The organism is Streptosporangium sp. NPDC000563, assembly GCF_040299985.1.
Classification (GTDB): domain Bacteria; phylum Actinomycetota; class Actinomycetes; order Streptosporangiales; family Streptosporangiaceae; genus Streptosporangium.
The window spans coordinates 1,124,443-1,149,724 of the sequence record NZ_JBEPDA010000001.1; the positions used below are offsets into that span (position 1 = coordinate 1,124,443).

The 25,282-nt window shown below is 69.5% G+C and carries 25 protein-coding genes; 11 read left to right on the top strand and 14 right to left on the bottom strand.

Annotation, left to right across the window (positions count from 1 at the left end; genetic code table 11):
• Window positions 1–64: 64 nt before the first annotated feature.
• Together ABT352_RS05345 and ABT352_RS05350 are read right to left on the bottom strand one after the other, a co-directional pair.
• Entirely contained in the window at window positions 65–1,840 is a 1,776-nt protein-coding gene (locus tag ABT352_RS05345; protein ID WP_350942660.1) for a sensor histidine kinase, read from the bottom strand.
• The gene (locus ABT352_RS05350) at window positions 1,837–2,523 is read right to left on the bottom strand and encodes a response regulator transcription factor (RefSeq protein WP_350942662.1); all 687 of its coding nucleotides are present in this window, start codon (window positions 2,521–2,523) and stop codon (window positions 1,837–1,839) included. Before ABT352_RS05350 ends, ABT352_RS05345 begins: the two co-directional genes overlap by 4 nt.
• A 90-nt stretch (window positions 2,524–2,613) precedes the next feature.
• Here ABT352_RS05350 and ABT352_RS05355 point away from each other — a divergent pair, with 90 nt between their 5' ends.
• Window positions 2,614–3,372: a L,D-transpeptidase gene (locus ABT352_RS05355; protein ID WP_350942664.1), complete on the top strand. Its 759-nt coding sequence runs from the start codon at window positions 2,614–2,616 to the stop codon at window positions 3,370–3,372.
• Between the two features lie 30 nt (window positions 3,373–3,402).
• Window positions 3,403–3,609: a hypothetical protein gene (locus ABT352_RS05360; protein ID WP_350942666.1), complete on the top strand. Its 207-nt coding sequence runs from the start codon at window positions 3,403–3,405 to the stop codon at window positions 3,607–3,609.
• A 186-nt stretch (window positions 3,610–3,795) separates the two neighbouring features.
• Here the strand turns inward: ABT352_RS05360 and ABT352_RS05365 are convergent, their stop codons facing one another.
• On the bottom strand, window positions 3,796–4,875 hold the full coding sequence (locus ABT352_RS05365; protein ID WP_350942668.1) for a TNT domain-containing protein: 1,080 nt from the start codon (window positions 4,873–4,875) through the stop codon (window positions 3,796–3,798).
• Window positions 4,876–5,532: 657 nt separating this feature from the next.
• Between ABT352_RS05365 and ABT352_RS05370 the strand changes: the two genes are divergently transcribed.
• Window positions 5,533–6,327 carry a DUF2306 domain-containing protein gene (locus tag ABT352_RS05370; protein WP_350942670.1) on the top strand — a complete coding sequence of 265 codons (795 nt, stop codon included), beginning with the start codon at window positions 5,533–5,535 and terminating at the stop codon, window positions 6,325–6,327.
• Between the two features lie 61 nt (window positions 6,328–6,388).
• Here ABT352_RS05370 and ABT352_RS05375 read toward each other — a convergent pair whose 3' ends face one another.
• Complete coding sequence (locus tag ABT352_RS05375) at window positions 6,389–6,580, bottom strand: hypothetical protein (RefSeq protein WP_350942671.1); 192 nt, start codon at window positions 6,578–6,580, stop codon at window positions 6,389–6,391.
• A gap of 25 nt (window positions 6,581–6,605) precedes the next feature.
• Between ABT352_RS05375 and ABT352_RS05380 the strand changes: the two genes are divergently transcribed.
• On the top strand, window positions 6,606–7,157 hold the full coding sequence (locus ABT352_RS05380; RefSeq protein WP_350942673.1) for a CGNR zinc finger domain-containing protein: 552 nt from the start codon (window positions 6,606–6,608) through the stop codon (window positions 7,155–7,157).
• A 266-nt stretch (window positions 7,158–7,423) separates the two neighbouring features.
• Here ABT352_RS05380 and ABT352_RS05385 read toward each other — a convergent pair whose 3' ends face one another.
• On the bottom strand, window positions 7,424–7,894 hold the full coding sequence (locus ABT352_RS05385) for an SRPBCC family protein (RefSeq protein ID WP_350942675.1): 471 nt from the start codon (window positions 7,892–7,894) through the stop codon (window positions 7,424–7,426).
• Window positions 7,891–8,226: an ArsR/SmtB family transcription factor gene (locus ABT352_RS05390; RefSeq protein ID WP_350942677.1), complete on the bottom strand. Its 336-nt coding sequence runs from the start codon at window positions 8,224–8,226 to the stop codon at window positions 7,891–7,893. Before ABT352_RS05390 ends, ABT352_RS05385 begins: the two co-directional genes overlap by 4 nt.
• Before the next feature lie 226 nt (window positions 8,227–8,452).
• Between ABT352_RS05390 and nhaA the strand changes: the two genes are divergently transcribed.
• The gene (gene nhaA / locus ABT352_RS05395; protein ID WP_350942679.1) at window positions 8,453–10,489 is read left to right on the top strand and encodes a Na+/H+ antiporter NhaA; all 2,037 of its coding nucleotides are present in this window, start codon (window positions 8,453–8,455) and stop codon (window positions 10,487–10,489) included.
• Between the two features lie 175 nt (window positions 10,490–10,664).
• Complete coding sequence (locus ABT352_RS05400) at window positions 10,665–11,240, top strand: HD domain-containing protein (RefSeq protein WP_350942680.1); 576 nt, start codon at window positions 10,665–10,667, stop codon at window positions 11,238–11,240.
• A 12-nt stretch (window positions 11,241–11,252) separates the two neighbouring features.
• Here the strand turns inward: ABT352_RS05400 and ABT352_RS05405 are convergent, their stop codons facing one another.
• Window positions 11,253–12,398, bottom strand: coding sequence for a CU044_5270 family protein (locus ABT352_RS05405; RefSeq protein WP_350943547.1), 1,146 nt, complete (start codon window positions 12,396–12,398; stop codon window positions 11,253–11,255).
• Window positions 12,399–12,403: 5 nt separating this feature from the next.
• On the bottom strand, window positions 12,404–12,931 hold the full coding sequence (locus ABT352_RS05410) for an RNA polymerase sigma factor (protein WP_350942681.1): 528 nt from the start codon (window positions 12,929–12,931) through the stop codon (window positions 12,404–12,406).
• 289 nt (window positions 12,932–13,220) lie between these two features.
• On the opposite strand from ABT352_RS05410, the gene ABT352_RS05415 reads away from it, so the two are divergent.
• Window positions 13,221–13,802 carry a TetR/AcrR family transcriptional regulator gene (locus tag ABT352_RS05415; RefSeq protein WP_350942683.1) on the top strand — a complete coding sequence of 194 codons (582 nt, stop codon included), beginning with the start codon at window positions 13,221–13,223 and terminating at the stop codon, window positions 13,800–13,802.
• 354 nt (window positions 13,803–14,156) lie between these two features.
• Window positions 14,157–15,050, top strand: coding sequence for an SDR family NAD(P)-dependent oxidoreductase (locus tag ABT352_RS05420; protein ID WP_350942685.1), 894 nt, complete (start codon window positions 14,157–14,159; stop codon window positions 15,048–15,050).
• 159 nt (window positions 15,051–15,209) lie between these two features.
• Here ABT352_RS05420 and ABT352_RS05425 read toward each other — a convergent pair whose 3' ends face one another.
• The 4 genes from ABT352_RS05425 to ABT352_RS05440 form a co-directional block, all read right to left on the bottom strand.
• On the bottom strand, window positions 15,210–16,199 hold the full coding sequence (locus ABT352_RS05425) for an NAD(P)-dependent alcohol dehydrogenase (protein ID WP_350942687.1): 990 nt from the start codon (window positions 16,197–16,199) through the stop codon (window positions 15,210–15,212).
• A gap of 261 nt (window positions 16,200–16,460) precedes the next feature.
• On the bottom strand, window positions 16,461–17,117 hold the full coding sequence (locus ABT352_RS05430; RefSeq protein WP_350942688.1) for a response regulator: 657 nt from the start codon (window positions 17,115–17,117) through the stop codon (window positions 16,461–16,463).
• Window positions 17,114–18,253, bottom strand: coding sequence for a sensor histidine kinase (locus ABT352_RS05435; RefSeq protein WP_350942690.1), 1,140 nt, complete (start codon window positions 18,251–18,253; stop codon window positions 17,114–17,116). Before ABT352_RS05435 ends, ABT352_RS05430 begins: the two co-directional genes overlap by 4 nt.
• Before the next feature lie 271 nt (window positions 18,254–18,524).
• Window positions 18,525–19,919, bottom strand: coding sequence for an MFS transporter (locus ABT352_RS05440; protein ID WP_350942691.1), 1,395 nt, complete (start codon window positions 19,917–19,919; stop codon window positions 18,525–18,527).
• 750 nt (window positions 19,920–20,669) lie between these two features.
• Between ABT352_RS05440 and ABT352_RS05445 the strand changes: the two genes are divergently transcribed.
• Window positions 20,670–21,629 (top strand): hypothetical protein, encoded by a 960-nt coding sequence (locus ABT352_RS05445; RefSeq protein ID WP_350942693.1) that lies wholly within the window; start codon window positions 20,670–20,672, stop codon window positions 21,627–21,629.
• A 137-nt stretch (window positions 21,630–21,766) separates the two neighbouring features.
• On the opposite strand, the gene ABT352_RS05450 is transcribed toward ABT352_RS05445, so the two are convergent.
• Together ABT352_RS05450 and ABT352_RS05455 are read right to left on the bottom strand one after the other, a co-directional pair.
• On the bottom strand, window positions 21,767–23,167 hold the full coding sequence (locus ABT352_RS05450) for an FAD-binding oxidoreductase (protein ID WP_350942695.1): 1,401 nt from the start codon (window positions 23,165–23,167) through the stop codon (window positions 21,767–21,769).
• A gap of 405 nt (window positions 23,168–23,572) precedes the next feature.
• On the bottom strand, window positions 23,573–23,890 hold the full coding sequence (locus tag ABT352_RS05455) for a hypothetical protein (RefSeq protein ID WP_350942697.1): 318 nt from the start codon (window positions 23,888–23,890) through the stop codon (window positions 23,573–23,575).
• A gap of 210 nt (window positions 23,891–24,100) precedes the next feature.
• Between ABT352_RS05455 and ABT352_RS05460 the strand changes: the two genes are divergently transcribed.
• Together ABT352_RS05460 and ABT352_RS05465 are read left to right on the top strand one after the other, a co-directional pair.
• Entirely contained in the window at window positions 24,101–24,598 is a 498-nt protein-coding gene (locus ABT352_RS05460) for an anti-sigma factor antagonist (RefSeq protein ID WP_350942699.1), read from the top strand.
• A 185-nt stretch (window positions 24,599–24,783) separates the two neighbouring features.
• Window positions 24,784–25,275 (top strand): GNAT family N-acetyltransferase, encoded by a 492-nt coding sequence (locus tag ABT352_RS05465; RefSeq protein ID WP_350942701.1) that lies wholly within the window; start codon window positions 24,784–24,786, stop codon window positions 25,273–25,275.
• The last annotated feature ends 7 nt before the right edge of the window (window positions 25,276–25,282 follow it).

Sequence of the window (25,282 nt, forward strand, 5' to 3'; positions counted from 1 at the left end):
CGTCTCGGCCACCTGGTGAGGCTGAATCGTGCCAGGAGTGGCCGCCCGCCTGGTTCGGGGCTCGCTACGCAGGAAGGCGCAGGGTGAACGTCGTGCGGACGCCTGGCACGCTGGTGGCCGTGGCCGTGCCGCCGTGCGCCTCGGCCAGGTTGCGCACGATGGCGAGCCCGAGTCCGCTGCCCCCGGTCCGCCGGTTGCGGGACTTCTCGGCTCGCCAGAACCTGTCGAAGACGTGGGGGAGATACTCGGCGCGGATCCCGACCCCCGTGTCGGTCACCTCGATGACGACCCGGTCGCCGTCCTGGCGGGCGCACAGCGTGATGTGCCCGCCGGGTGGCGTGTAGCGCAGGGAGTTGGTGACCAGGTTGCCGACGGCCTGACGGAGCCGTACCGGATCCGCGGTCAGCGAGGGGTCGCCGATGACGGTGGTGGTCAGGGTGAGCCCCGCGGCCTCTGCCCGGCTTCGGTGAGCGGTGGCCACCTGGTCGAGAAGGTCGCCGAGGTGAACGGGTTCGACGTGCAGACGGAGTTTGCCCGCGTCGGCGAGGGCGAGTTCCTGAAGGTCGTCGACGATGTGCTGCAACAGCAGGATCTCCTCGACCAGTGAGGCGATCAGCGCCGGGTCGAGCTCGGCGACGCCGTCCTGGGCCGCCTCCAGCCACCCCCTGAGGTTGCTCAGCGGGGTCCGCAGCTCGTGGGAGACATCGCTGACCATGGCCTTGCGCTGCTCCTCCATGCGCTGAAGGTGTTCCGACATCTCGTTGAACGCCGTGGCGAGCTCGTTGATCTCGCCGGTCGTCCTGACGGTGACGCGGGCGGAGCTGTCCCCGTCACGCATCCGTCGCGCGGCGTGGGTGAGCGCGTTGACGGGCATGACCAGGCGCCGGGCCGCCATGACGCTCACGCCCACGGTCAGCACGAGCACGAGGAGGGCGGCGCCGGCGATCGAGGGGAGCGGGAAGCGCTGGCCGGTGGCCTCGGTGGGGGAGCCGATGTACAGGTAGGCCGCGGGGGCGACGTAGGGATCGAGTTGCTCCTTGCGGGCGGTGACGATGCAGGACGAGATCGTCTGTTCGGGTTCCGCGTCAGGAGGCCGCCTCTCCTTGGAAACCCAGGCGAAGTCGAGGCCGACCGAGCCCCGTTCCTTGCTCTTGCCTTTGAGGCATCTGCCGACCAGGTGGTTGAGCTGTTTCAACGCGGCCTTCTCGGTGCGCGTCGGCGCGCTGAAGGGAGTGGCGTCGCAGACGTCCCTCAGCACGGGGAACTCGCGCGGCACCGGGCGTGGCTCCTGGTCGGCCTCCATGGCGGTCGTCGTCACGACGGGCCGGCCGGTGTTCGAGACGGTCATCTGTACGGTCTGTCTGACACGGCCGGCACAGATGGCGTAGTTGTCGACGGCCTTGACCAGCCGGGCGCGCTCGGAGGCGGGCAGCAGGAAAGGACCCACCGCGCGTGGATCGATCCGGTCCCTGGCCGCCCCGGGCACCAGGGTCACGTCCACGGCCAGCGGGTCGACGACGGCCGACACCCTGGAGGGCAGTGGGGTCCCGGCGGTCGCCGAGTCCGCGATGAGGGTGCCCTTCTCGGTGGTCAACGCGATGCGACGGCTGTGCCGGGCGGCGAGATCACGTACGGTGGCGGCGACGCCCGACCAGTCCGGATGGCGGGAGGCGTAGCCGAGCAGGTTGTTGTTGATCTGGGCGTCGCTGGCCAGCGTCTGCCCCTGCTCGCGCTGGATGGCGCCGGAGGTGCTGCTCGCGGCCAGCCACGCCGTCGCGCTGATCGAGCAGACCGCCACGACGGCCGAACTCGTGAGCAGCCTGACGAACAGCGACCTCATGCGTGGGTCAGCTTGTAGCCGACGCCGTACACGGTCAGCAACCGGACCGGGCGGCGCGGATCAGGCTCGATCTTCCTGCGCAGGTTCATCACGTGCACGTCGACCGTGCGTTCGGTGATGAACCTGTCGAAGCCGTGGACACGCTCCAGCAACTGCTTCCTGGTGAACACCCGTTCCGGCTCGGCGGCCAGCGTCTCGATGATCCGGAACTCCGCGAGCGTACACTCCACCGGCGTGCCCGCCGCGGTGACGGTGTGCCTGATCGGGTCCACGACGAGATCGCCCGCCTGGAACAGCCGCCGGTCGGCGTCCTGGGACCTGCCGGTACGGCGCAGCAGCGTTCGCACGCGGGCCATCAGCTCACGGGGGCTGTACGGCTTGGCCACGTAGTCGTCGGCGCCGAGGTCGAGCCCCAGCAACAGGTCGTCCTCGGTGGACCTGGCGGTCAGCATCAGGATCGGCAGGTCGGACTCGGCACGTAGCACCCGGCAGACGTCCAGCCCGTCGACCTTCGGCATCATCACGTCGAGCACCACGAGGCCGGGATCCGCCCGCCTTGCCTCGTCGATCGCGGAACGCCCGTCGTGCACGACGAGGACCTCGTGGCCCTCCCGCTCCAGATACCGCCTGAGCAGTTCGGCCTGCTTGGGATCGTCCTCGGCGACCAGTACGTACGCGCACATGGCCTGAGGTTATGCGCATGCCAGGGGTGCATATGGGATCTGCATGACAACCAAACAGGTTTCACACATTCTGTCGCGAGGCTGTGGCGGGTGAGAACCAACCTGCTCGGTACGGCCGCCGCGGCGACACTCGTCCTCCTGCTGACCGGCTGTGCGGCCGACGCGCGCGGCGCCGTACGACATGAGCCTCCGAGCGGTGGCGCGCGGTCGGAGCCGGCGACAGGTGGCCCGCGGTCGGAGTCGGTGAGCGGCGCCGGATCGAAGATCGCGAGCGTCAAGGGGGCTCGGATCACGGTCTACCGGAACAAGGAGGGGGTGGCCCAGCGGACGATCACGAGCCCCAACGACTACGGCGCGACGCGGGTCTTCCTGGTGGACCGTGACGAGGGTGAGTGGCTGCGGGTGCTGCTGCCGGTCCGGCCGAACGGCAGCAAGGGCTGGATCAGGGCCACCGACGTGACGCTCGCGGAGACCTCCCACCGGGTGGAGATCGACCGCGGGGCGTTCAGGTTCACGGTCTACGACGGCGACCGGGCCGTCAGGACGGGCAAGGTCGCGACGGGTGAGGCGGGAACGCCGACGCCTCCGGGTCGCTATTTCTTCACCGAGCTGGTGAAACCCGTCGACGACGGCGGGGCCTACGGCGCCTACGCCTTCGGGCTGAGCGGCTTCTCGCCCGTGCTGAAGAGCTTCGCCGGAGGCCCGGGCCAGCTGGCGGTCCACGGGACGAACAAGCAGTCCGCCATCGGCACACGGGCCAGCCATGGCTGCGTCCGGGTCGGCGACGACGACATCAGGTGGATGGCGAAGAACCTGGCGATCGGTACTCCGGTCGTCATCAAGGGCTGAGGCCCGACTCGAATGAACAGGGGAATCCATATGAAGATCAAAGCCACGCTCATCGGCTTCAGCGCGGCGCTGGCTCTGGCCGCGGGCCTCGCGGGCTTTTCCGGTACGGCCGCGGCCGATCCCAGGCAGCCGTCCGCCTCACCCTCCCCGGCCCCGGCCGAGCGCCGGCCCGCGGTCGAGGAGCCGAGGCCGGTCCCGAGGGAGGCCGTCGTCGTCAGGCCGGCCTACACCGGCTGATCATGGAGCGTCGCCGCGGTTTCCGGGGCCCGCGGCGGTGTCTCCGGTGTCTCCGGTGTCTCCGGTGTCTCCGGTGTCTCCGGTGTCTCCGGTGTTTCTTGGCGCCTGCGGGCTCATGACGGTCCTCTCCTGCCCGCGGTCGCGTCGGCGACCAGGCCATCGCGGGCAGGAGCAGGACTCCGCTCCTCAGAGACGCGACGACCGGTGCGGCCGCGGGCGATCAGCCGGCCTTCCCGCCGCGGATATCCGCCGGTCGGCGGCTGTCGGCGGCCGGTTGACGGCACGACCGCGAGAGGGAGAGGCGTGACGTGTGTCGGGGCCGAGGCCTTCGCGTCCCGCCGAGGCGAAGCACCGCCCGGTGGCAGACCGCTTCGCCCTCGCCGACGGTGAGCAGAGGGGTTTTCTGTCGTCGGCTCTTTCTGTCGGCTCGTCCTGGTCGGCGTCCTCGGACAACGTTGTCGGTACGGTGATCCGGTGAGGCGGGGGAGGGTCAGGCAGGACGGGCGGTGGGAGTTCCTCCAGATATCCGTTCTGCAGCAGCCAGCTCACCGGAACCTCTTCGCTCGTCTGCGGGGCCTCGGGAATGTACTTGCTGAGCACGTGGTACTGCGTGCCCCAGCCCGGCATCTCGAACGCGAGGGAGACCGGGCCCACGTCGACGCGGAACGACTTGAGCACCTTGAACACGTGATAGTTGCACAGGTGTGTGGGATCCAGCGGGTTGGTGTTCAGGTTCCGTGGCGGCAGCGCGCGCCGGGTGAACAGGTCTCCCATCGGCGCCAGAAACGAGCCGCCGTAGCCGCCGAAACGGTCGAGTCTCATGCCGATCTGCAAAAACGTCGTCTTGACCAGCGGCCTGCCGTTGGGATAGTCACCGGAGTTGGCGAATCCGGAGTTGGGCGGGTAGCGATAGTCGTTCACGGTGTAGTTCCAGTAGCGCGAGAGGAAGTGCTGGGGGGTGAGACCGCCCAGTGGCACGTAACCGCGCAGGAGTGCGCCGAGATAGCCGGTCCGTGGCAGGAGTGTCGGTCCGAGGTCCGGGTCTCCGGTCACGTACGGCGGTCCGCAGACCTGCGCCCCGTTCTGCGGGCTCTGGTCATGAGCCACTCTCTCGGCAGACGGCGGTGCGGGTTGGAGATCCGCCAAGGTGATCAGTGGGGTTTTCCGCTGGGCGGGGCTGTCGGCACGCGCGGCCGTATCGCTCATGGCGCAGACCAGCGCGCATATCGCGGTGGCCAGTACGACGCTCCGTCGGTAATGTGGCATGACTTCCCTGCTGGTGTTAAAGGCAGACGGACGAGAATCGACCGACCACGGGCGAGTCGATGAAACGCCGACCCGCGATGCGCGCACCCCGGTCCACCCAGGATTCAGGAAGAACCGGTTCTCTCGGCTTCAAAAGCGAGAGGGTTATCCGAATTAGGGCACGTTGCTACAGGTGTGGTCGTACACGTTGGATCAGTGATTGATTCCTACATTCCCGATGTCGCATGGATTGCAGTGTCCAAGCCATAAGGGAAGGGCAAAAAATGGGGCGGGAAAGGGTTGGCTCGCCATATGGCAAATATCGGAATATGCGATCTCTTACGTGTTGAGTTAGCTATGTGTGCTATTCGCGGATCTCGTCACGATAATGTGGGGAAAATGTGCGGAGGTGTGCGCCGACCTTTCGCCGGGTGTCGCCGACACCTCGGTGATCGCGGTGGCCGGCAGACGTGGAGCACCCGAGGTGGCCACACCCGGTCGCGGTCATCCCGCCCGTCGTTCGGCGAGTGCCGGAAAAGGACAGGCGAGTGAGCGGTTTCCGGGCTGTGGGGAGCTCGGTGTGGGCCGAAAGTACGGCCTGCCGATGGATGATCGGCCGGTTCGGATCGGACCGTCCTACCGATGAGCGTCCGGGGTGCCGGCCGTCACGATCGGATCATGACCGATGAGAGCTCGACGGGACGCCCCCCGTCCGCGCAGTCACCGCGAAGCAGCCGGTCGACGAATGACCGGAACACGGCGGAGGCTTTCGCTGTTCGTGGCCACAACGTCGCCGCGACCTCCCGGCGGCCGGGCTGGCTTCTGCCCACCGCGCTGATCGCGCTCAGTGCCGTTCCGATGATCGCCGGAGCCGTCCGCCTGACCGAGTTGACGGTCGGCGCGGAGATCACGCCGGGAAACGCGCGGTTCTTCGCGGCACCCCTGCCCGTGGTGCTGCACATTTTCAGTGTCAGCGTGTACAGCGTTCTGGGAGCTTTCCAGTTCGCCCCCCGTTTCCGCGGCCGTAGGCCGGGCTGGCACCGCATCGCCGGGCGGGTCCTGGTTCTCTGCGGCCTCGTCGCGGCGCTTTCCGGCCTGTGGATGAACCTGTTCTATCCCCGCCCCGTCGGTGACGGTGATCTTCTCGCCGGCATCCGGCTCGTGTTCGGCTCCGCCATGGTCGTGGCCATCGTTCTCGGGCTCGCCGCGATCCGGCGGCGGGACATCGCCCGACACCGCGCCTGGATGATGCGTGGTTATGCGATCGGCCTGGGGGCGGGCACGCAGGCGTTGACCCACCTGCCGTGGTTCCTGATTTTCGGGACGCCCGACGAGTTCCCCAGAGCACTGCTCGTGGCCGCGGGGTGGGTGATCAACCTCACCGTGGCCGAATGGTTCATCCGCAGGCGGCCGATCGGTCGGAGTCGCGTCCTGGCGGGTCGTACCTCCGTGGGCGGTCTCGCCGACCGGTAAGGGCGACAGCGGTGCCTGAACCCTTGAGCACCCCTGACCGCGCTTGGGCGCGCCGCACGATTCATGTCGGCGGCGCGCCCGGCCGGACCGCGCTCCGCCAGGCGCTCCACGCCACCACCGCCGCGGCGGGCGGGGCGGGGGCCTCGCACAGCACCCGCCAGGTGCCGCAGTGGCAGGACTGGTAGCGCACCAGCCCTTCGCTGGTCCGGTGGTGGGAGCGGGTGTGCCAGTCATGTCCTTCGTGGTCGTTCATGGGTCCAGCGTGCTGTAATGGCATTGTGCATATCAACCCTTACGGAGCGGACGCGGTCCTGCTGATGGCGGACCTGGTCAACGTCCCGCCCGCCTCCCTCGACGACCTGGTGAAACGGTGCGCGGACGCCGGCCTCGTCATCGACCGCTCCCCGGGGGAGGCCGACCTGGTCGCCACGCTCAACCTGTCCGAGCAGTGGTGCGAGATCGTCGACACCCGCGACGAGCGCGCACGGGTCGCGCTGCTCAACGACCTGCTGGCCACCTCGGCGGCGCACCCCCGCGTCACCGACCACGACGGAACCGGCTGGCACCTGCACTACCGCGACGCGGACCTGCCGCTCGGCGGCGTGCTGCGCGCCCTGGTCGCGGTGGGCACCGCCCTGCATCTGACGGGGCGCGGCATGTCACGGCTGGCGCGCTGCGCACGCGACGGCTGCGGGCTGGTCTACGCGGACGTCTCGCGGAGCGGCCGGCAACGCTACTGCTCGCCGCGCTGCGCCAACCGCGACGCGGTGCGGCGGCACCGGGCCAGGCACGTCCCCTCTTCTACGGCTTCTACGGCGCATCGACGGTGAACCTCCGCTGAGCCTCGGGAACGTCCGGCAGATCGGCGATCTGGCGCAGCGGCGGTTCGAGGCGTCGCAGGCCGCGGATGCGTTCTGACCGTGACAGCTCGGCGACGCCGTACCGGCGATAACCGGTGGTGCGGTTACCGGCCTGGCTCCGTTCGAGTCTCCGGCCGACCGGACATCGAGGTCTCCGGTCGGCCCGGCCTCCGGTGAGGCGTGGATCCGCGGGTCGAGTCGGATCCCGGCTCTTCGCGTTCTCCTTCAGTGCCGCTTCAGGGCCGCGTCCGCACGCCGCGCAGGTACGTCTCGATCCGGTCGAGTGCTCCCGGCAGGACCTCTCCCACGAAGAAGTCGCGCATCTCGGGCGTCGGGAATCCGGTCTGCGTCACGGTGAAGAGCGTTCCGTCCTCGTGCTCCTCGAACGTGATCTCGATCGTGGTGGTCATGGTCATGCCGTCCGGGCTGGAGCCGACGGACTCGGTGACCAGGCGATGCGGGCGGTCGACGACCAGGAAGGTCTGCGTCTCTCGGAACAGGGTTTCGCGGTCGGGCCCCCACACCGCGGTCTGCCGGCCTCCGACGCGCAGGTCGACGTCGATCTCGACGATGCCGGGTTCCTCGTTGAGGATGTTGAACCAGATCTTCTGCTTCTCGGCGTCGGTGTAGGCGTCGAAGACCTCCTCCGGCTTCGCGGGCAGGACACGGCTCAGGTGGAGCCGATCGGTCTCGATGTTCTGGGTCATTGGTCGTCTTCCTTCGTGAGGGTGAAGTAGGCGTCGAGGCCGTCGAGCCGACGTTCCCAGAGCCGCTGGTAGAACCTGATCCAGGACATGGCGTCCTCCAGTCGTTCGGTGCCGAGGCGACACTGCCGCGATCGCCCGACCTTCTCCGTGGTGACCAGTCCGGCGTTCTCCAGGACGTGCACATGCTTCTTCATGCCGGTGAGCGACATGTCGAACGGTGCGGCCAGCTCGCCGATCGTGGCGGGCCCCTGGCCGAGCCGGATGAGGATCTGTCGTCGCGTGGCATCTGCGAGGGCCGCGAACGTGCGGTCAAGGACCTCTTGCTGAACCATGTGGTTCACTATAACTCATTGAACCATATGGTTCAATGATTGGCCCGGAGTGCTCCCCGGTCGGTTACCGCGTCGCCACGTGGTCGCGGGCCGTCGTCACGTGCTGACGGCTTTCGGGGGACATCGCGTCCCTCTATGGGGTTGCGGGCCTTCGCCATATACTGACGATTTTTCAGCGGATGTTGTGCTCCTGCTGTTTCCCCACGAGGTTCCGAGGACCTGACGTATGGCGAACCCGACGACCACTCGGCAATCACCGAATCCTGAGCAGGTCGACGCGCACTCGGTCGCCTCGCGTTCGATCGCCGAGCGCGTTCGTGCGCTGGGCCAGAACCGGATCGGGGCGCTGCTCCTGCTGCTCGCGACCTTCGCCGCGATCATCTGGGCGAACGCCTCTCCCGGCTCACACGACGCCTTCTGGGACACGCACCTCACCATCGGTGTCGGCGATCTTCATCTCGACTTCACCCTGCACGCGCTCGTGAACGACGCGCTCATGGCGATCTTCTTCTTCACCGTCGGGCTCGAAGTGCGCCGCGAGTTCGCGATCGGTGAGCTCACCAGCTGGTCCCGGGCGGTCGTGCCGGTGGCCGCGGCCGTCGCGGGGCTCGCGATCCCCGCGCTGCTGTTCGTGCTGATCGCCGCGGGGTCGGGACACGAGTACGCGTGGGGCGTCGTGATCTCGACCGACACCGCGTTCCTGGTGGGCGCCCTCGCTCTGATCGGCCCGCGGATACCGGGCAGGCTGAGGGTCTTCCTCCTCGCCCTCGCGGTGGTCGACGACATCGGCGCGCTCAGCATCATCGCGATCATGTACACCGAGAACCTCGACCTCCTCCCGCTGATCGTCGCGGCGGCCGGGCTCGCGGGTGTCTACTTCACGCGGTACCTGCGCGGCGGGCGCGGTCCGGTGTACGGCACGCTGGCGATCATCGTCTGGCTGGCGTTCCTCGCCTCGGGCGTGCACCCCACCCTGGCGGGCGTCGCCATCGCCCTTCTCGTACCGGTCTACCGGCCCGATCGACGGGACGTCGAGCACGCTCTCGACCTCGCGCGGGTGTTCCGTCAGTCACCGAACACCGCGTACGCCCGCGCGGCGGCGAACAGCCTGCGGGAGTCGATCTCGATCAACGAACGGCTCCAGTCGGCGTATGCCCCGTACGTCGCCTACGTCATCCTGCCCCTGTTCGCGTTGGCGAACGTCGGCGTCGAGATCAGTCGGGAAAACCTCGCCGCCGCGCTTGGATCGCCCCTGACCTGGGGAATCGTGGCCGGCCTCGTGGCGGGCAAGTTCGTCGGCGTCTTCGGCTCCACCGCGATCCTTCGCGTCCTGCGACTGGGAGAGCTCGGACCCGGGCTGACGCTCGACCGCGTCGCGGGCGGGGCCGCGCTGTGCGGCATCGGCTTCACGATCTCGCTGTTCATCGTCGACCTCGCGATCGACGACCCGGCGGCACAGAACGAGGCGCGCGTCGGGGTGCTCGCGGCATCCGTCATCGCCCTCCTCATCGCGACGGTGATCTTCCGTGTCTCCGACGCCCTGCGCCCGGGACCCGACTCCGAGGCGGCGCTCGCCCGCCCGGTCGATCCGAGGCGGGACCACGTCTTCGGACCGGTGGACGCGCCCTACACCATCGTCGAGTACGGCGACTTCCAGTGCGGCTTCTGCCTCAAGGCCTCCGGTTCCATCCTGGAGGTGCACGAGGTCCTCGGCGACGAACTCCGATACGTCTGGCGCCACGCGCCACTCACGCAGTATCACCCGAACGCTCTCGCGGGCGCCGAGGCGGCCGAGGCCGCGGCGCTTCAGGGCAAGTTCTTCGAGTTCGAGCGCGGCCTGTTCGCGGACCAGGAGAATCAGCGGCCTTCCGACATCATCCGTCTCGCGCGCGACCTCGGACTCGACATGGAGAAGTTCGAACGGGACCTCACGGCGCCGGAGGTCACAGGCAGGGTCCGCGACGACATGCTGGACGCCGAGGCGATGGGCATCACGGCGGTGCCGACGCTCTTCGTCAACGGCCGTCGGCACGTCGGACCCTACGACGCGCAGTCCCTCATCCGCGCGCTGGAGAAGTCGCGCGGGGACGCCGAGCCCGCCCTGCCGGAGGCGGTCGACGCTCTCGCGCCCGTCGCCCCGGGCTCGGCCGGTACGGTCCCCGCGGCGGGGGCGGCCGAGCCGGGTGCGGAGGCCGTGTCGGACTCGACCGACGCCCCCGCGCGGGAGGCGGACCGGTCTCCTGATCGCCCGGAGACGACCTGACGGGATCATGTGAGCGTCGCCCGTGCCGCGTGCCCGACGCCGGACACGCGGACCACGGGCGACGCTCAGGGAAGCGGCCATCCGTACGCTGGAGGAGGCGACCGCGGTCCACGCCGGAAACGGGATGGTCGGCTACGCGCCGCGCATGATCCACCGAGGGGGAGAGGGGATTTCCATGGCGGAGGAACTGTCGAATCTGACGGGCCTGCTGTACGAGATCGGGCTGCTCAAGCGTTACCGGCGCACGGGCTGGCTGGTCGCGGGGGTACGGGACCCCGAGAGCATCGCCGACCACTCCTTCAGGACGGCGATCATCGCGAGTGTGATCACGGCGTTGGAGGGCGGGAATCCCGAGCGTGCGGCGTTCATGAGCCTCTTCCACGACACGCAGGAGACCCGCATCACCGACATCCCCTATCTCGGCAAGCTGTACCTGAAGGCGACGCCGAACGAGGAGGTCACCGCCGACCAGGTACGCGGGGTTCCCGGGCCGGTGGCGGAGATGGTGAGCGGCGCGGTCGGCGAGTACGAGGAGAAGGCCAGTCTCGAAGCGGTCTGCGCCCGGGACGCCGACAAGCTCGAATGCCTGATCCAGGCGATCGAGTACCGCGAGCAGGGCCACCAGAACGTCCAGCCGTGGATCGACAGCTCACTCGCCGCCCTGAAGACGACGTCGGCGAAGCGCCTCGCGGACGAGGCGCTTCGCACGGGGTCGCTGGAATGGGTGAAACGCGTCCTGAACGGAGGCTGAGACACCTCGCGGTTACGGCTTGACCGGCTCCCGGTCGGTCCACTCGGCCTTGACGATCGCGTTCCAGTGGACGGCGGTGCCCGGCTTCGCCCAGCCGTAGGTTCCGGTCGGGGCGACGGCGACGAACCGGTCCGTGAGCAGGATGCCGGTCCGCGGGTCGACGACGAGCTGGCGCTCGAACTCGCCGGTGGGCCACTTCTCGGTACGGGCGATGCCCTCGCCCCTGCGGTCCAGCGCGTCGGTCACCTCACCCAGCGACCGCACGCCGTCCAGCCCGGCGAGCACCTGATAGGCCGCGGCCCGGACGGCGGGCTTGACGGGCATGTCGCTCAACAGGCCCGCGGTCACCTGGAAGAGCCAGGAGTCGGCGTCCTGCGGGTCGCCCGTGGATTCGGTGCCGTGCCCCCGGTACCCCTTGAGCAGGTACGCCTTCAGCTCGGCCGCGGTCGTGGGCAGATCTTGGAGCTCGGCCATCGAGACGTTCTCGCCGGCCAGGTCGGCGACCTTGTCGCCGTCGTTGATCGCGTTGCCGAAGGGCTTGCCGCCCTTGGCCTCGATGATCAGCTGTTCCCTGGCGCCGGCGTTCTTGTTCACGCTCACCGTCCACGTGGACGGCGAGCCGTCCCGCTTCCAGGCATCCTCCGAGCCGGACGCGGGCTTGGTGCCGAGGTTCTGGGACACCCACCAGCTTTCCCGCTCGGGCGAGCGGGCGATCCACGTCCGGCTGCGGCCCAGGCTGTCCACCGTGTACCGCGTCCTGGTGCCCACCTGCTGGGCGTCGCCGCTCACTTTCTCGACGTACCAGTAGGCCCCGCTGCCCTGGGGGGCCTTGAGCGACGACTCGGCCGCGACGAGGAGGAGCTGCCTGGCCGACAGCCGCGCCACCGGCTCCGACGAGTGCGTCGTCGGCTGCCGGTCCGTGGCGATCGGGGAGCCCGGAGGCGGTGTGGTGCCGCCGGTCGTGGCGATCGTCACGGCCGCGGCGGTGGCGGCGGCCACGCCCGCCAGGCCGAGCGCCCACCCCGGCCTGGGGATACCGGCCTTGCGGGTGCGCCCCGTCCTGGGCTGTGACATGGCGTAGGAGAGCTCGGCGGCACGGGTGTGCTCGTCGGCCGGGGTGTCGAGATGTGCCGGGCGGGCCGCCCGCAGCTGGTCCATCGGGTTCAAGACCACTCCTCACTGAGATTGCGCACCCGGGGCCGGGGGCGGATCGCCGATGCCGACTTCATCGCGTGGACCAGCCGCTTGCGGGCCCGATGGAGCCGTACGCGGAAGGTCGCGGCGGAACAGCCGATGACGCGTGCCGCGTCGCGCGGCGTGAGTCCCTGCCAGGCCACCAGGATCAGCAGCTCGCGTTCGTCCTGGTTCAACGAGGCGAGCGCGGTCATGACGGCGAGGCGTTCGGCGACCTGGTCGGCGTGGTCCTCTTCGGTCCACGCGCGCAGCTCGCGGGCGAGCGACTCGCGCCGGATCTCGGCGCGGGCGTTGTCGCGAAGCACGTTGCGTGCCACGCCCAGCAGCCATGGCAGGGCGGGCTCGGGCATGTCGTCGAATCGCCGCCAGGCGATCGCGAACGTCTCGCTCACCACCTCGTCGGCGATCTGCCTGCCCGCCTGGCTGACCACGTAGGCCCAGACCCGTTGTCGGCATTCGTCATACATCGTGGTGAACCGCTGTGACTCGTCCGTCACCGCCTGGCCCCCCTTCGTCCCGGATGATTGCTTCGACACCGGGAAGTGGGCCGGGATCCTCAGATGTTACAAACGACTCAAAATCCCCTTTTCACCTGGAAGTCGCGGGCACCCTTCGGCGCCGTGTGCGGCGGCACCTACATCCAGGCGGGCGGCTTCGGGGCGGCAGAGGGTTCGGCAGGGTCCGGTGTGCGTCGGAAACGCGGTGACCATGTCACCATTCGTCACCATCCACCGCTGTCCGTCGGCGCCGCGCGGTGCCTGACCGGCGAACCGTTAGGCTGAGGTCGTGACACCCGGTGCTGAGCGGGAGACGACGTTGCGCGCGGACGCCGCGCGCAACCGCGCACGGGTGTTGCGGGTCGCGAGGGAGCAGCTGGCCGCGGGCGACGACTCGCTCATGCTGAACACCATCGCCCGGCTCGCGGGGGTGGGCGTCGGGACCGTGTACCGGCATTTCCCCAACCGGCACGCGCTGCTGGAAGCACTGCTCGCCGAGCGCTTTCAGCAGTTCGTCGACGAGGCGCAGGTCGCGGCGGCCGACGAGGACGCGCGTGCCGGTCTGCACCGTCTCCTGCGTTTCGCTCTCGAACACGCGTTGAACGACGCCGGGTTCGCGGCGGTGCTCGGATCCGCCAGCGACGCCGACGCGCGGACCTCGGCGATGAAGGCCGAGCTCGACCGGGCCGTCGCGGAACTGCTCGACCGTGCCCGCGACGCGGGGGTCGTCCGGCATGACGTCGAGGCGGACGACATCCGCCGCCTGCTCTGCGGGGTCGAGCACGCGGTCCGCTCCGGTGACGACGACGCCAGGCACGCGCGGCTCTATCTCGACGTTCTCCTTGAGGGGCTGCGTCCCCCGCCGCGTTGAGGGGCCGAAAGGCTGCCCTCCCGTGTTGAGGGGCCGAAAGGTCGCCTCCCGGGTTGAGGAGGCGAAAGGCTGCTTCCGTGTTGAGGGGCCGAATGGCCGCCTACCGCGCCGACTTCGAGTGCCGGCCTGGCCTGCCGACGGTGTCCGGGACATCTGAGGGGCCGATCCCCGCGCCGGCGGCGGTCCGGAGCCGTTGAAAGCTCGCCTCCGGTGGCGGCGGTCGGGAAATCCAGGTACGGAGATACGCCGCCGCATGCCCGTTCCCTCTAATCGGATAGCCATCCGTTTGTGCTACGGTACGAACCAGGAAACGGATGACTATCCGCTAAGGATCGGCGGGTGGAGGGCGGAGCCATGGAGAAACGGGCTGTGGTGACGGCGGGGACCGGGGGGATCGGCCTGGAGACCGCGATGGGGCTCTCGGCGATCGGTTACGAGGTGACCGTGGTGGGGCGGAACGCCGAGCGGGGCGCCCGCGCGGTCGAGCGGATCGACGCGGTGGCGACCGGTCCGGCGGCGAGGTTCGTCGCCGCGGATCTCGCCTCGCTCGACGCCGTACGAGCGCTCGCGGCCGGCCTCGCCGAGGAAGGGCCGCTGAAGGTTCTGGTCAACAACGTCGGGGCGATGTTCGCCGACCGGCGACAGACGGTGGACGGGATCGAGGCGTCGTTCGCCGTGAACCACCTCTCGCCGTACCTGCTGACCGAGCTGCTGCTGGAGCCGCTCCGTGCCGGCGGGCCGAGTCGGATCGTGAACATCACCTCGGGATCGATCCGGACGGCCAAGCGCTCCTTCGACGCCATCGAGCCCCCGGGCGGCTACTACGGCTTCCACTGGTACGGCCGGGCGAAGCTCGCCAACCTCGCCTACACCCTGGATCTGGCGGAACGGCTGCGCGGCACCGGCATCTCGGTCTTCGCGGCCGATCCGGGTGGCGCGGCCACCGACATGACCGACGGCACCATGCGGTCGCCCAAAATCGTCTCGCCGGGGCTGCGGCTGCTCTGGCCGCTGGTCCGGCGAGTCTTCGAACGCGCCACGTCCGGTCCCGCGTCGGTGGCGGCACGGCCGTCGATCCTGGCCGCGGCCGACGCCTCGCTCGACGGGCGGACCGGCCTCGTCATCGGGCCGAAGGCCCGGCCCGTCACCCCCTTCGCCCCCGCCGCCGACCCGCGAACGGCGAAGGCCGTCCTCAGGCTCAGCCGGCAGGCGGCCCCGCTCGCTCCACCCGCCGACGTGATCGCATGAGATGAACCACCGGCGGCGGTACGCGAACCGGAACCCGGGCGGTTCCGGCCGGTGGCCGGCCTCCCGCGTCGCTCGGGAACAGGAGGATCGTTCCGATCGCTCGCGGGAGGTGGTCGTCGTGCGTGTGGCGGGTCGGGTGTCTCAAGAGGTTCGGGTGTCTCAGAGCGTGATGATGACCTTTCCCGGGGCGTGCCCCTCCTCCTGGTATCGGACGGCCGTCTGGGTGTCCTTGAACGGGTAGCCCCGATCGATGACCGGGGTGACCTTCCCCGCCTCGATGAGCTCGGTCAGCGTGATCAGGTTCTGCCTGTTCCCCACGCCCCGGGTCGCGTCCACGATGGCCGCCCTCTGGGACACGAACGGCGAGACCGCGAGTGCGGTGAACATGTGACTCATGGGCCGCAGCCACCGGCCGGACCGCCCGCCGATGAGGACGTAGGCCCCCTTGGGAGTCAGCGCCCGCCGGCACGCCGAGACCGAGTGGCCCCCCGCGATGTCCAGCAGGAGGTCGTAGCGCTTTCCACTCCGGGTGAAGTCCTCCTTGGAGTAGTCGATGACCTCGTGCGCGCCGAGCGACCGGACCAGGTCCATCTTCCTGGTGCTGCAGACGCCGGTGACCTCCGCGCCGAGCGCCCGGGCGATCTGCACGGCGAACGTCCCCACGCCTCCCGAGGCCCCGTTGATGAGGACCTTCTGTCCCGGCTGCAGCCGTCCCTCGTCGCGCAGGCCCAGCAGCGCGCTGATGCCCGCCATCGGTACCGCCGCCGCCTGCTCGTACGACAGGTTCTGAGGTTTCGGCGCGAGCGCGTCCTGTCCGACGCACACGTACTCGGCGAGGCCACCCTGCTTGAGCAGTGCGAACACCTCGTCGCCGGGGCGGAGGCCCGTCACGTTCCTGCCGACGGCCTCGACCTGCCCGGCCATGTCGGCGCCCAGAATGTCGATCTTCGGCTTGCGCAGCCCGAGGAGGCCGCCGCCCATCAGGCGCGCGGCATACGGCTCGCCTCTCATGATGTGCCAGTCGTAGGGCTGGACGGAGGTGGCACGCACCCGGACGAGCACCTCGTCGTCGCCGGGAACGGGCGTGTCGACGTCCGTCAGGTCGAGGACATCGGGTGAGCCGTACGAGCGCAGAACAAATGCCTTCATCGCATTCTCCTCATCCATCGCGGGTGGGTGCGGATCCGCCGGGGAGCGCCGTACTCGTGGACCGATGTCGTGTCCGGCATCGGGTGAGGCGGAGGCGCCTGCGGGGTGGCGTCGAGCGTGTCCCGTGCCACGAAAATCAATGTAGGAGGGCTCCGCGAGGAGCTCATCGGGCGAAAGTACGCCCGATCGATGGATGATCGGCCAGGTGTTTCCGGCCTTTTTTCGCGCCGCCCGGCTTAGGCGCCCGTCACCGCGGCGGGATCAGCCTTTGACGCGCCTGGTCTCGTAGGCCCACATCGCGATCTCGACGCGGTTGCGGGCGCCGAGCTTGGCCATCAGGCTGGCGATGTGCGTCTTGACGGTGCTGAGCGAGATGTGGAACTCGTCGGCGATCTCGTTGTTGGTCCGCCCCCGCGCCACGGCGACGAGGATCTGCTCCTCCCGGTCCGTGAGCGCCTCGACGGGTTGCGACACCGCTGAGGTGGGCCCGGTCTCGGCGAAGGCGTCGAGCAGCCGAGCGGTGATACTCGGGGCGATGAGCGCGTCGCCGTTCGCGGCGGCGTGGATGGCCTGGGTGAGCAGGACGGTGCCCGCGTCCTTGAGCAGGAAACCCCGCGCGCCGGCCCTCAGCGCGGCGTAGACGTATTCGTCGAGGTCGAACGTGGTGATGACGACGACGGCGAGCGGGTCCTCGACGGTCGGCCCCGCGAGAAGGCGAGTGGCCTGGATGCCGTCGAGACCGGGCATGCGAATGTCGAACAGGCACACGTCGGGGCGCAGGCGCCGCGCGAGTTCGACGGCTCGCCGCCCGTCGGCGGCCTCGCCGACGACGTCGATGTCCGGCTGGGCGTCGAGAATCATCGAGAGTCCGGTACGGACGATCTCCTGGTCGTCGGCGACGAGCACCCGGATGCTCATGTGGCCGACCCGGTGCGAGGCAGCACGGCGGTGACGGTCCAGCCCCGGTTGGAGTTCGGGCCCGCCTCACAGGTACCGCCGAGCAGGTCGGCGCGTTCGATCATGCCGATGAGCCCGTACCCCGGCGGTCCGGGCGGGCGGATGGAACCGGTCTCGCCGTCGTCGCTCACCCGCAGGTGCACCGACGTGTCGTCGGCGGTGACGCGGACCGCGACGTAGGTGGCGTGCCGGGCGTGCCGCCGGGCGTTGGTCACCGCCTCCTGGGCGAGGCGGTAGATCGCGGCCTCGACCGACGGGGGGAGGTCACCGAGGTCGTCCGGGATCTCCACCTCGACGGACAGGTCGGACGAGTCCTCGCTCGCGAGGTGCCGGAGATCGGTGATGCGCCGACCGGGTGCCAGGTCGGCGGGTTCGTCCCTGCGCAGGACACGGACCATCGCGCGCATCTCGGCGAGGGCGCGCGACGCCTCGGCCTCGATCAGTTGCAGCGCCTCGGTCGCGGCGTTCGGCCGCGCCGCCGAGGTGGCGATGCCCGCCTGGGCGCGGATCGCCATCGCCGAGACGTGATGGGCGACGGTGTCGTGCAGGTCGCGGGCGAGCTGCTCGCGTTCGAGCAGCTTGACCTGGTCGAGCTCGCGCGCCCGCGCTCGCGACCGGTAGCGGAGCGTCCCGCCCAGCGCGACGGCGGAGAACACGACGGCGAACCCGGCGATCGCGTCGGCGGGGGCGAGGCGGCCGAAGACGATCGAGAGCCCGACCGCGACGAGGACGATCGCCAATCCGATCGCGACCTCGCGTCCGGACCCCCAGCGGACCAGCGCGTACACCACGATCAGGAGGTACGCCATCGTGTTCGTCTCCGCGGAGACGCCGCCGGTCAGCAGGGGGGCCAGGCTCGTGGTGCCGAAGACGATCGCGACCACCAGCAGCGGTCTGGTCCGGCGCCACAACAACGTCGGGACCAGCCCGATGGTGACCGCCACCGAGAGGACCCGCGACGGAAGATCCGGTCGCAACACGCCTTCGAGCAGTGCGATCGGTACGAGCAGTCCCACCAGCGCCCAGTCCCGCCACACCCGCGCCGGCGGGTCGGGGGGACGGGGCTCATCCCACACGGATCGCACAAGGGGGAGCACCCCATCATGGTACGAGAGGTCGTACCGATCTGAATCGGCCCAAAGTACGAGAGACGCGTTCACCGAAAGTTCGGTGTTCCGGCGGTCTGGTGGTCCGACGCTTCCGTGTTCCGACGCTTCCGTGTTTCGAAGATTCGAAGGTTCGGCGTTTCGGAGGTCAGCGGTTCGGAGGGATGGCGGTTCGGTTCTCCGAGGGGGCAGCGGTTCGGAGGGGTGGCGGTCCGGCCGCCACCCCTCCGAAGGTGTTTTCCCGACTCCCTCGACGGGTTCGTCACCGCATGACCTCGTGGGAGGTCTGCGCCCGCCTCTGGGACGGAATGGTGCCGAGCGCACCGCTTTCCACGGGGAGTGTCTCGACCGCCGACGCCCGCCGACGGCGGCCGGCGCGCGGGATCGCGGCGATGAACAGCGCGCCCAGCAGGGCGGGCAGGACGAACCCGTAGAAGTTCCACTCGAATCCGAGCCCGGAACCCAGCAGCCAGCCGCCCAGGAGCGGTCCGGCGATCGCACCGGCCCTGCCCACCCCGAGCGTCCAGCCGAGGGCCGAGCCCCTGCCCGCGGCCGGGTAGAAGATCGCGACGTAGCCGTTGACCAGGATCTGGGTCCCCACGCTGCCGAGTCCCGCGACGGCGACGCAGAGCATCAGCAGGCCGGTGCCGAGGTCGAAGCTCATCAGGTAGATGGACACGGTGGCGGCGAGGAAGGCGCAGACCGTGATGGCCTTGGCCCCGATCCTGTCGGCGAGGACGGACATCACGATGGTGCCGACGATCGCTCCGATGTTCAGGACGAGCAGGAATCGCAGTGAGGGGCCGAGGGGATAACCGGCCTGGCGCATGATCTGCGGCAACCAGGTGTTGAGACCGTAGACCAGCAGCAGGCCGCAGAAGCTGGCCGCACCGAAGAGCAGGGTGGCGGCGAGGTAGCCCCGCCGGAACGGCAGCGTGAAGCCCTTCCTGTCGCGCGGCTCGCCGGGCTCACCGGGCTCACCGTGACCGTTGCCGAGGTCGAGCCCGTAGCGGGCGGCCACCGCCTCGGCCTCCGCCCGGCGTCCCCGCGCGAGCAGGTAGCTCGCCGACTCGGGAAGCAGCCAGATCGCGAGCGGCAGGATCAGCACGATGGGCGCGGCTCCGACCAGGAACATCACCCGCCAGCCGTGTTCGGCGAGAAGCGCCATCGCCACCAGCGCGGTCAGGCAGCCGCCCACCGGATAACCACAGAACATGAGCGCGTTGTAGAGATTGCGCCGGTTTCTCGGGGCGTATTCGACGGTCAGGGCGATCGTCGTCGGTACGACGCCGCCGAGACCGAGACCCGCGACGAAGCGGAAAAGGCCGAGGAGTTCGGGGGACGACGCCGTGGAGCAGAGTGCCATCGCGACGGAGAACCACGCGATGCTGACGAGGATTATCTTGCGCCGTCCGACGACGTCGGTGATCATTCCTGCGACGACCGCGCCGATCAGCATTCCGATCAGCGCGTAACTGCCGATCGCCCCGGCCTGCGCCGGAGTGAGTGCCCATTCCTGGTTGCCGAGCAGGCTGGGAACGACCGACCCGTAGACGATCAGGTCGTAGCCGTCGAAGACGATGGTGAAGAAGCAGATGGCGACGACGGCGAGCCCGCTCCTGGGGCGCGCGGGCGACGAACGCTCGGTCGTGTGCATTGTTCACTCCGGGACGTGAGGCTCGGATATGGGCGTTGTGGCGAAATTACAACGCGCGCACGACGACGGTCCAATAAAAATTGACGCCGAAAACGATAAGGGTGTTTTAATTTCCGGCCTTCGCCGTCTTTCTGTGTGCGAAAGGCGTGGTGGGATGTAATTAATGTATCGATACCGGGTCGATCATGATTTCAGGGGCATTTGAGAGGGCCGGAAGGCGAGTCGTTCCTGCCGGAGCGGCGGGCGGCCCGGCAGGGATCTCCGGAAAATCTCGCCACTTGTGATCGCCCTGGTGTGTCGAGGGCCGGTCGAACGCGGCCTGTCCGCCCGATGGCGGCCGGTCGGCGTCCGCGTTCCCGTCCGGCGGCGCCCGCTCGCCCTCCGCGTCCCCCGGCGAGGCCCGCTCCGGTGCGGGAGAGGGGGCGCTGCCCGGCCGCGCCGTCAGTCCTCGCCGGCGGGCACGGCGAGAAGTCGGACGTGCAGGGGAGGCGCGCCGAAGTCCTCGGGGTGGAGGCTGTCGTGGCGCGGCCATGCCCGCCGTACCCGGCCGCACCTGTGGAGACGGCTGTACGCAGCTCCACGGTGACCCGGTTCCTGTCTGCGGCGAAAAGAAATGAGTCGTGTGCCGTGGAAGGTTCCAATCGGCGGAAACCGGCCGAGGTAAGTGGTATAAGTATTAATAAATCACTTATCAATAGCGATTCTGGTATACGGGATACTTGTGGTGGTATGAGAGCTTTCGTATTGTCCGTGGCGGCCATTGGCACCCTGATCGCCGTCATCGGCTGGATGGGTTCCATCGACATCCGAGACACCTTCTCCGCCTCGGCCGTGAGCCCCGCCGCGAGTGACAAGCAGGAGATCAGGAGCTTCACGGAGGCGGGCGGGGGCGTGAGCGGCGCCTCCACGCCTGTGGACAGCGGGCTGAGCACCGCTTTCACCGCGGCGGACAAGCGGGTGGTCAAGACCTCCGTGACGAAGGTCGGCGGCAAGTCCTACCTCAGGGTGCAGGTGACGAACGGGTACGGCGCCGCGAGGCGGTTCTCCGTGAAACAACGGGTCTGCCTGAAGAAGAAGTGCCGGACGGTGACGACCGCCCTGTCGGTGAACGCCGGGCGGACGGCCTGGCAGGAGACGTATCTCGGTGTCGGCGCCTACAAGAAGAGCGGCACCTTCTCCGTCTCCGCGACGAAGCCGAAGCCGACGAAGTCCACCCCCGCGCCCCGGGTGACCGTCACCGTGGGACCCACGCCCCCCGCCGTGACCACCACGATCACGGTGACCGAGACCGTGACCACCACGGTGACCGCGACCGTCACGGCCACCGCCACCGCCACCGCCACCGCCACCGCCACCGCCACGGTGACGGCCACCGCCACGGTGACCGCCACACCGACACACACTCCCTGGCTGACGCCCACCCCCTGGCCGACACCTCCCCCCACGCTGCCGCCCTCCGTGGAGCCGACCGGCCCGTTCTGCGCCGCGCCCCCCAACAACTACGGGTTCACGTTCTGCCCCACGGGAAACCGGGTGTATCCGCCGGCGGAGGAGGCGTGCCTGGTTTTTCAGTGCATCGAGAACTTCCGCAACGGGGCGGGCTACCTGGTCATGTGCAAGGACAACACGGTGAGCATGTCGGGCGGGCTCAGCGGAGTCTGTTCCCAACACGGCGGGTGGCAGCGGGACATCTACCGCACCACCGCCTGACACACTTCGCGATCTTCGGCAGGCAGATTCGCACGAAGACGGCCACCACGCGATCGTTCAGAGTTCGTGACGACACTCGAATATCGCGTGATGGCCGTGAACGAACAGCACGGGCCTGACGGCTGGATGGTCGCTGTTCAGACGCGGGGCACGACGTGCCCGAAGCGGAACATCCGGGTCGGGTCGTAGCGGTCCTTGAGGGCGGCGAGCCTGCGCAGCGTCGGCTCCGGCCACGCGCGGGACAGATCGGCGGGCGCGAGCGCCGACCCGTGGAAGTTGAGCTGCGTCCCGCCGGTCTGCCAGGGAGCGAGGGCGTCGATCACGGCACCGCCCACGGCGGGGACGACGGTGTCCAGCAGCTCCGGCACGGGAGCGCCGATCACCAGCAGGGAGAAGGCCGCGTCCCGCCCGCCCACGGCGTTCGGGAGGTGCGGCTCGCGGCCCAGCGCCCCGCCGAGGTGGCGCAGCTCCACGACGGCGAGGGGCACGTCGGCCGCCGGGCCCGCCACCGCGAGGAGCGCCTCCAGGGTCTCCTCACCGAGCTCGCGCAGGAGGGCGCCGCGGTCCCAGGCCGGCATCGGGTCGACCGGGTCCCGGTGGACGGAGTCGATCGCGCCGAACGGCATCTGCCCGATCTCGCCGAAGATCGGCTCGGCGACGGCCCGCATCGGGGCGAGAAGGGCCTCCGCCTCCTGGGCGTCGCCGAGGTGGACGAAGCGCAGGTGGGTCACGAAACGCCCGCGCAGCGGCGGCGGGAGCTGGGGCAGCGGGGGCAGGCGCAGCATCGCCACCGAGGTGGTCGTGGTCTCCGGCAGCGTGGCGGTCCAGGCCCGGTAGGCGTGCAGGACGGCCGGGGTGTCCTCGGCGTCGAAGTAGAGGCAGCCTCCGTACAGGGTCGACACGGGGAACAGGTCGACGACCATGGAGGTGACCACGCCGAGGCTGCCCTTGCCGCCGCGCAGCCCCCAGAACAGGTCGGGCTCGGTGTTCCGGTCCGTCACCCGGATCGTGCCGTCCGAGGTCACGACGGTGATCTCCCGTACGTGGTCGGCGGCGAAGCCGAAGGTCCGTGACATGGGGCCGATGCCGCCGCCCAGCGTGTAGCCCACCGCTCCGACACCCGACGACGAGCCGCTCAGGGGTGCCAGGCCGTGCGGGGTCGCCTGCTCGATGACGTCGGCCCAGCGAGAGCCGGCGCCGATCCGTGCGCTGCGGCCGGAAGGATCGACGGTGACCTCGCGCATCCTGGAGGTGTTGATCAGCAGTGCCCCGTCGGCCGCCTGGACCGCGCCGTGGCCGGTGGCCTGTACGGCGACGGGAAGGGAGTGGGCCGCCGCGAAGCGGATCGCCGCCGCGACGTCCTCCGCGCCGGTGGCGCCCACGACGAGGGCGGGCCGGTGCGGGACCGCGGTGTTGAATCCGGCGATCTCCTCGTCGTAGCCGTCCTGCCCGGGGGTCAGGACGGGACCGACGATCTGGTGGCGCAGGGTCTCCAGCCCTCCGCCGAGGTCTTCCGCCGGGGGAAAGACGGTGGTCATGAGCGTTCTCCAGTGCTTCGTGGTGCGGGTGGGGAGTGGGCGAGGTCGCCGGGTGCCGATCGGACGGCCCCTCATTTCTCGCATCCGGCACTTGGAGATGACTGTATTACCGCTGGTATCGCGACCGCTCGGGGAGTTCGGGGGGACGAGACGGTCGTGTTCCTGCTTGGCGGCGGGCGCTCGGGGCGCTCGATCCGTGGGCGACGGAGGGCGGGTCGGACACTCGGCCGAGGCGTTCCTCGACGAGGCTCCGGAGCACGCCGAGCTGGTGAAGAAGATCCACCGGCGCCCTGGGCCGTGGCGCCTGGAACGCCGCGGTGCCCTACCTGCCGAGAAGATCCGCGTGAGCCGATCTCCTGCCGGGTCCCCGCGCCGGTGGTCCCCCCTCGGTGTCGCCCGTCGTGTTCAGTGGTCCCTTTTCCGCTTGGCGGGAGTCTTCTGATCCGCCTCGTCGGCCAGTTGATCCTCCACGATGGCGCACCAGCGATGCCATCGCGCTAGATCGAGATGCTCCTCCACATCGCCCACCCCCGCCTCTGCCATGAGCTGGTGGCTGCTCGCCGCCGCCTCGTGGGCGTTGACCAGCGCGTGGTGACCGTGATTGGCGAGTGATTCGCTAACAGCCAGATTCACGGCTATCTCTCCCATTGTCTTCGGTCGGTTGGAAAGTTCGTCGCCGAGCCCCTTCCCGGTGAAGTCGCGGCTCTCCGAATCGTCGCTCATAGCTGCTGAGTGCCCCACACGCCCTAGATCTATCTGCGACCCCCCATCCGATGTGGACGATTTCCGTACGCGGGAGCCGCGCGCCGGGTCCGGAGGGTCCCAAGCCCAGGACGCGATTCGCTTACGGGCGGGTTGCAGTTGGCCGGAGAGGGCCTTCTCACCAAGATCTTTAAAATAGCCTCGGCTCAACCGGCATAAGGATCGTGGGGGATGACGACGCGGCTTGATCTCTCGGTTCGCAGGCACGAGGGCGCCTCGGTGACCGTGCTCGCCGGTGAGCTGGACAAGCTGTCCAGTCCGCGGCTCCGCGATGTCCTGGTCACGCAGCTGGACGCCGGGGTGGGGAACCTGATCCTCGATGTCACCGCTCTGAGATTCTGCGACTCCACCGGGCTGTGGACCATGTTGGAGGTCCAGCGGCGCGCGAGTGCGGCGGGGGGCTGCCTACGGCTGGCCGGTGTTCACGGGATTCTGGAACGGATCCTGACGGTCACCGGCCTCGCGAGCGCGTTCTCCCTCGACCCCGACGTCCCCGCGTCGCTGCGGGCCGTCACCCCGGAGGCCCCGGAGGCTACACCGTCCGTGACTCCGGCGGTCCCGGACGCGGAGGCTCCCCGATCCGGGGCCCCGTCCGCCCAGGGCGCGGAGCCCTCACCGTCCGCGGTCCCGTCCGCCCCGGACGCGGAGCCCTCCTCCGACCCAGGCTGAGACGAGGCCCTTCAGGGCGGCGGTACGGCCGGCCGCGGTGAAGGCCGTCCCGTCGTCCCCGAAACCGCTCTCACCGGATCTGTTTCTCCTGCCCGGCCCACCCCGGCCGCACGGCGCCGCTCCCCCTCCCCGGATTCGGTGTCCGAGCACTTCACGGGCCGGTCAACGGGTACTACCCTGCACGGATGACGGAAGTGGAGTTGCGCGGATGGCGGCCCGACGACATGCCGGTCGTGCTCGACGCGTTCGGCTCTCCGGACATGGCGGATCAGGCGGCCCGGCCCATCGACACCGCGCAGGCGGCGCTGGAGTGGATGGGGCTGTGGGGGTTTCGTGATGACGCGCGGGCGTTCGCCGTGGTCTCCAACGGCGAGGTCGTGGGAAACGTCGCGGTGAGCAACATCGACGCGCACGGCACCGGCTGGGTCTCCTACTGGACGCTTCCGCGCGCCAGGGGGCGGGGGGTCGCCGTGGCCGCCACCAGGAAGATGACCGAGTGGGCGTTCGGGGAGCGGGGCCTGTTCCGCCTGGAGCTGGCACACCGGGTCGGTAACACCGCCTCCTGCGCGGTGGCGACCAGGGCCGGATTCCTGTCCGAGGGCGTCGAGCGGGCCAAGATCAGCTACGAGGGTGTCCGCTACGACGTGGAGCGGCACGCCCGCCTGGCCACCGACTGACCGATCG

Excerpts from the sequence above, each read along its gene's own strand:
- ABT352_RS05455 (WP_350942697.1), bottom strand. The coding sequence starts at position 23,890 with ATGAGCGACGATTCGGAGAGCCGCGACTTCACCGGGAAGGGGCTCGGC.
- ABT352_RS05400 (WP_350942680.1), top strand. The coding sequence starts at position 10,665 with ATGGCGGAGGAACTGTCGAATCTGACGGGCCTGCTGTACGAGATCGGG.
- ABT352_RS05430 (WP_350942688.1), bottom strand. The coding sequence starts at position 17,117 with ATGAGCATCCGGGTGCTCGTCGCCGACGACCAGGAGATCGTCCGTACC.
- ABT352_RS05420 (WP_350942685.1), top strand. The coding sequence starts at position 14,157 with ATGGAGAAACGGGCTGTGGTGACGGCGGGGACCGGGGGGATCGGCCTG.
- ABT352_RS05370 (WP_350942670.1), top strand. The coding sequence starts at position 5,533 with ATGACCGATGAGAGCTCGACGGGACGCCCCCCGTCCGCGCAGTCACCG.
- ABT352_RS05365 (WP_350942668.1), bottom strand. The coding sequence starts at position 4,875 with ATGCCACATTACCGACGGAGCGTCGTACTGGCCACCGCGATATGCGCG.
- ABT352_RS05385 (WP_350942675.1), bottom strand. The coding sequence starts at position 7,894 with ATGACCCAGAACATCGAGACCGATCGGCTCCACCTGAGCCGTGTCCTG.
- ABT352_RS05425 (WP_350942687.1), bottom strand. The coding sequence starts at position 16,199 with ATGAAGGCATTTGTTCTGCGCTCGTACGGCTCACCCGATGTCCTCGAC.
- ABT352_RS05460 (WP_350942699.1), top strand. The coding sequence starts at position 24,101 with ATGACGACGCGGCTTGATCTCTCGGTTCGCAGGCACGAGGGCGCCTCG.
- ABT352_RS05465 (WP_350942701.1), top strand. The coding sequence starts at position 24,784 with ATGACGGAAGTGGAGTTGCGCGGATGGCGGCCCGACGACATGCCGGTC.
- ABT352_RS05405 (WP_350943547.1), bottom strand. The coding sequence starts at position 12,398 with ATGGACCAGCTGCGGGCGGCCCGCCCGGCACATCTCGACACCCCGGCC.
- ABT352_RS05440 (WP_350942691.1), bottom strand. The coding sequence starts at position 19,919 with ATGCACACGACCGAGCGTTCGTCGCCCGCGCGCCCCAGGAGCGGGCTC.
- nhaA (WP_350942679.1), top strand. The coding sequence starts at position 8,453 with ATGGCGAACCCGACGACCACTCGGCAATCACCGAATCCTGAGCAGGTC.
- ABT352_RS05345 (WP_350942660.1), bottom strand. The coding sequence starts at position 1,840 with ATGAGGTCGCTGTTCGTCAGGCTGCTCACGAGTTCGGCCGTCGTGGCG.
- ABT352_RS05350 (WP_350942662.1), bottom strand. The coding sequence starts at position 2,523 with ATGTGCGCGTACGTACTGGTCGCCGAGGACGATCCCAAGCAGGCCGAA.
- ABT352_RS05375 (WP_350942671.1), bottom strand. The coding sequence starts at position 6,580 with ATGAACGACCACGAAGGACATGACTGGCACACCCGCTCCCACCACCGG.
- ABT352_RS05390 (WP_350942677.1), bottom strand. The coding sequence starts at position 8,226 with ATGGTTCAGCAAGAGGTCCTTGACCGCACGTTCGCGGCCCTCGCAGAT.
- ABT352_RS05450 (WP_350942695.1), bottom strand. The coding sequence starts at position 23,167 with ATGACCACCGTCTTTCCCCCGGCGGAAGACCTCGGCGGAGGGCTGGAG.
- ABT352_RS05360 (WP_350942666.1), top strand. The coding sequence starts at position 3,403 with ATGAAGATCAAAGCCACGCTCATCGGCTTCAGCGCGGCGCTGGCTCTG.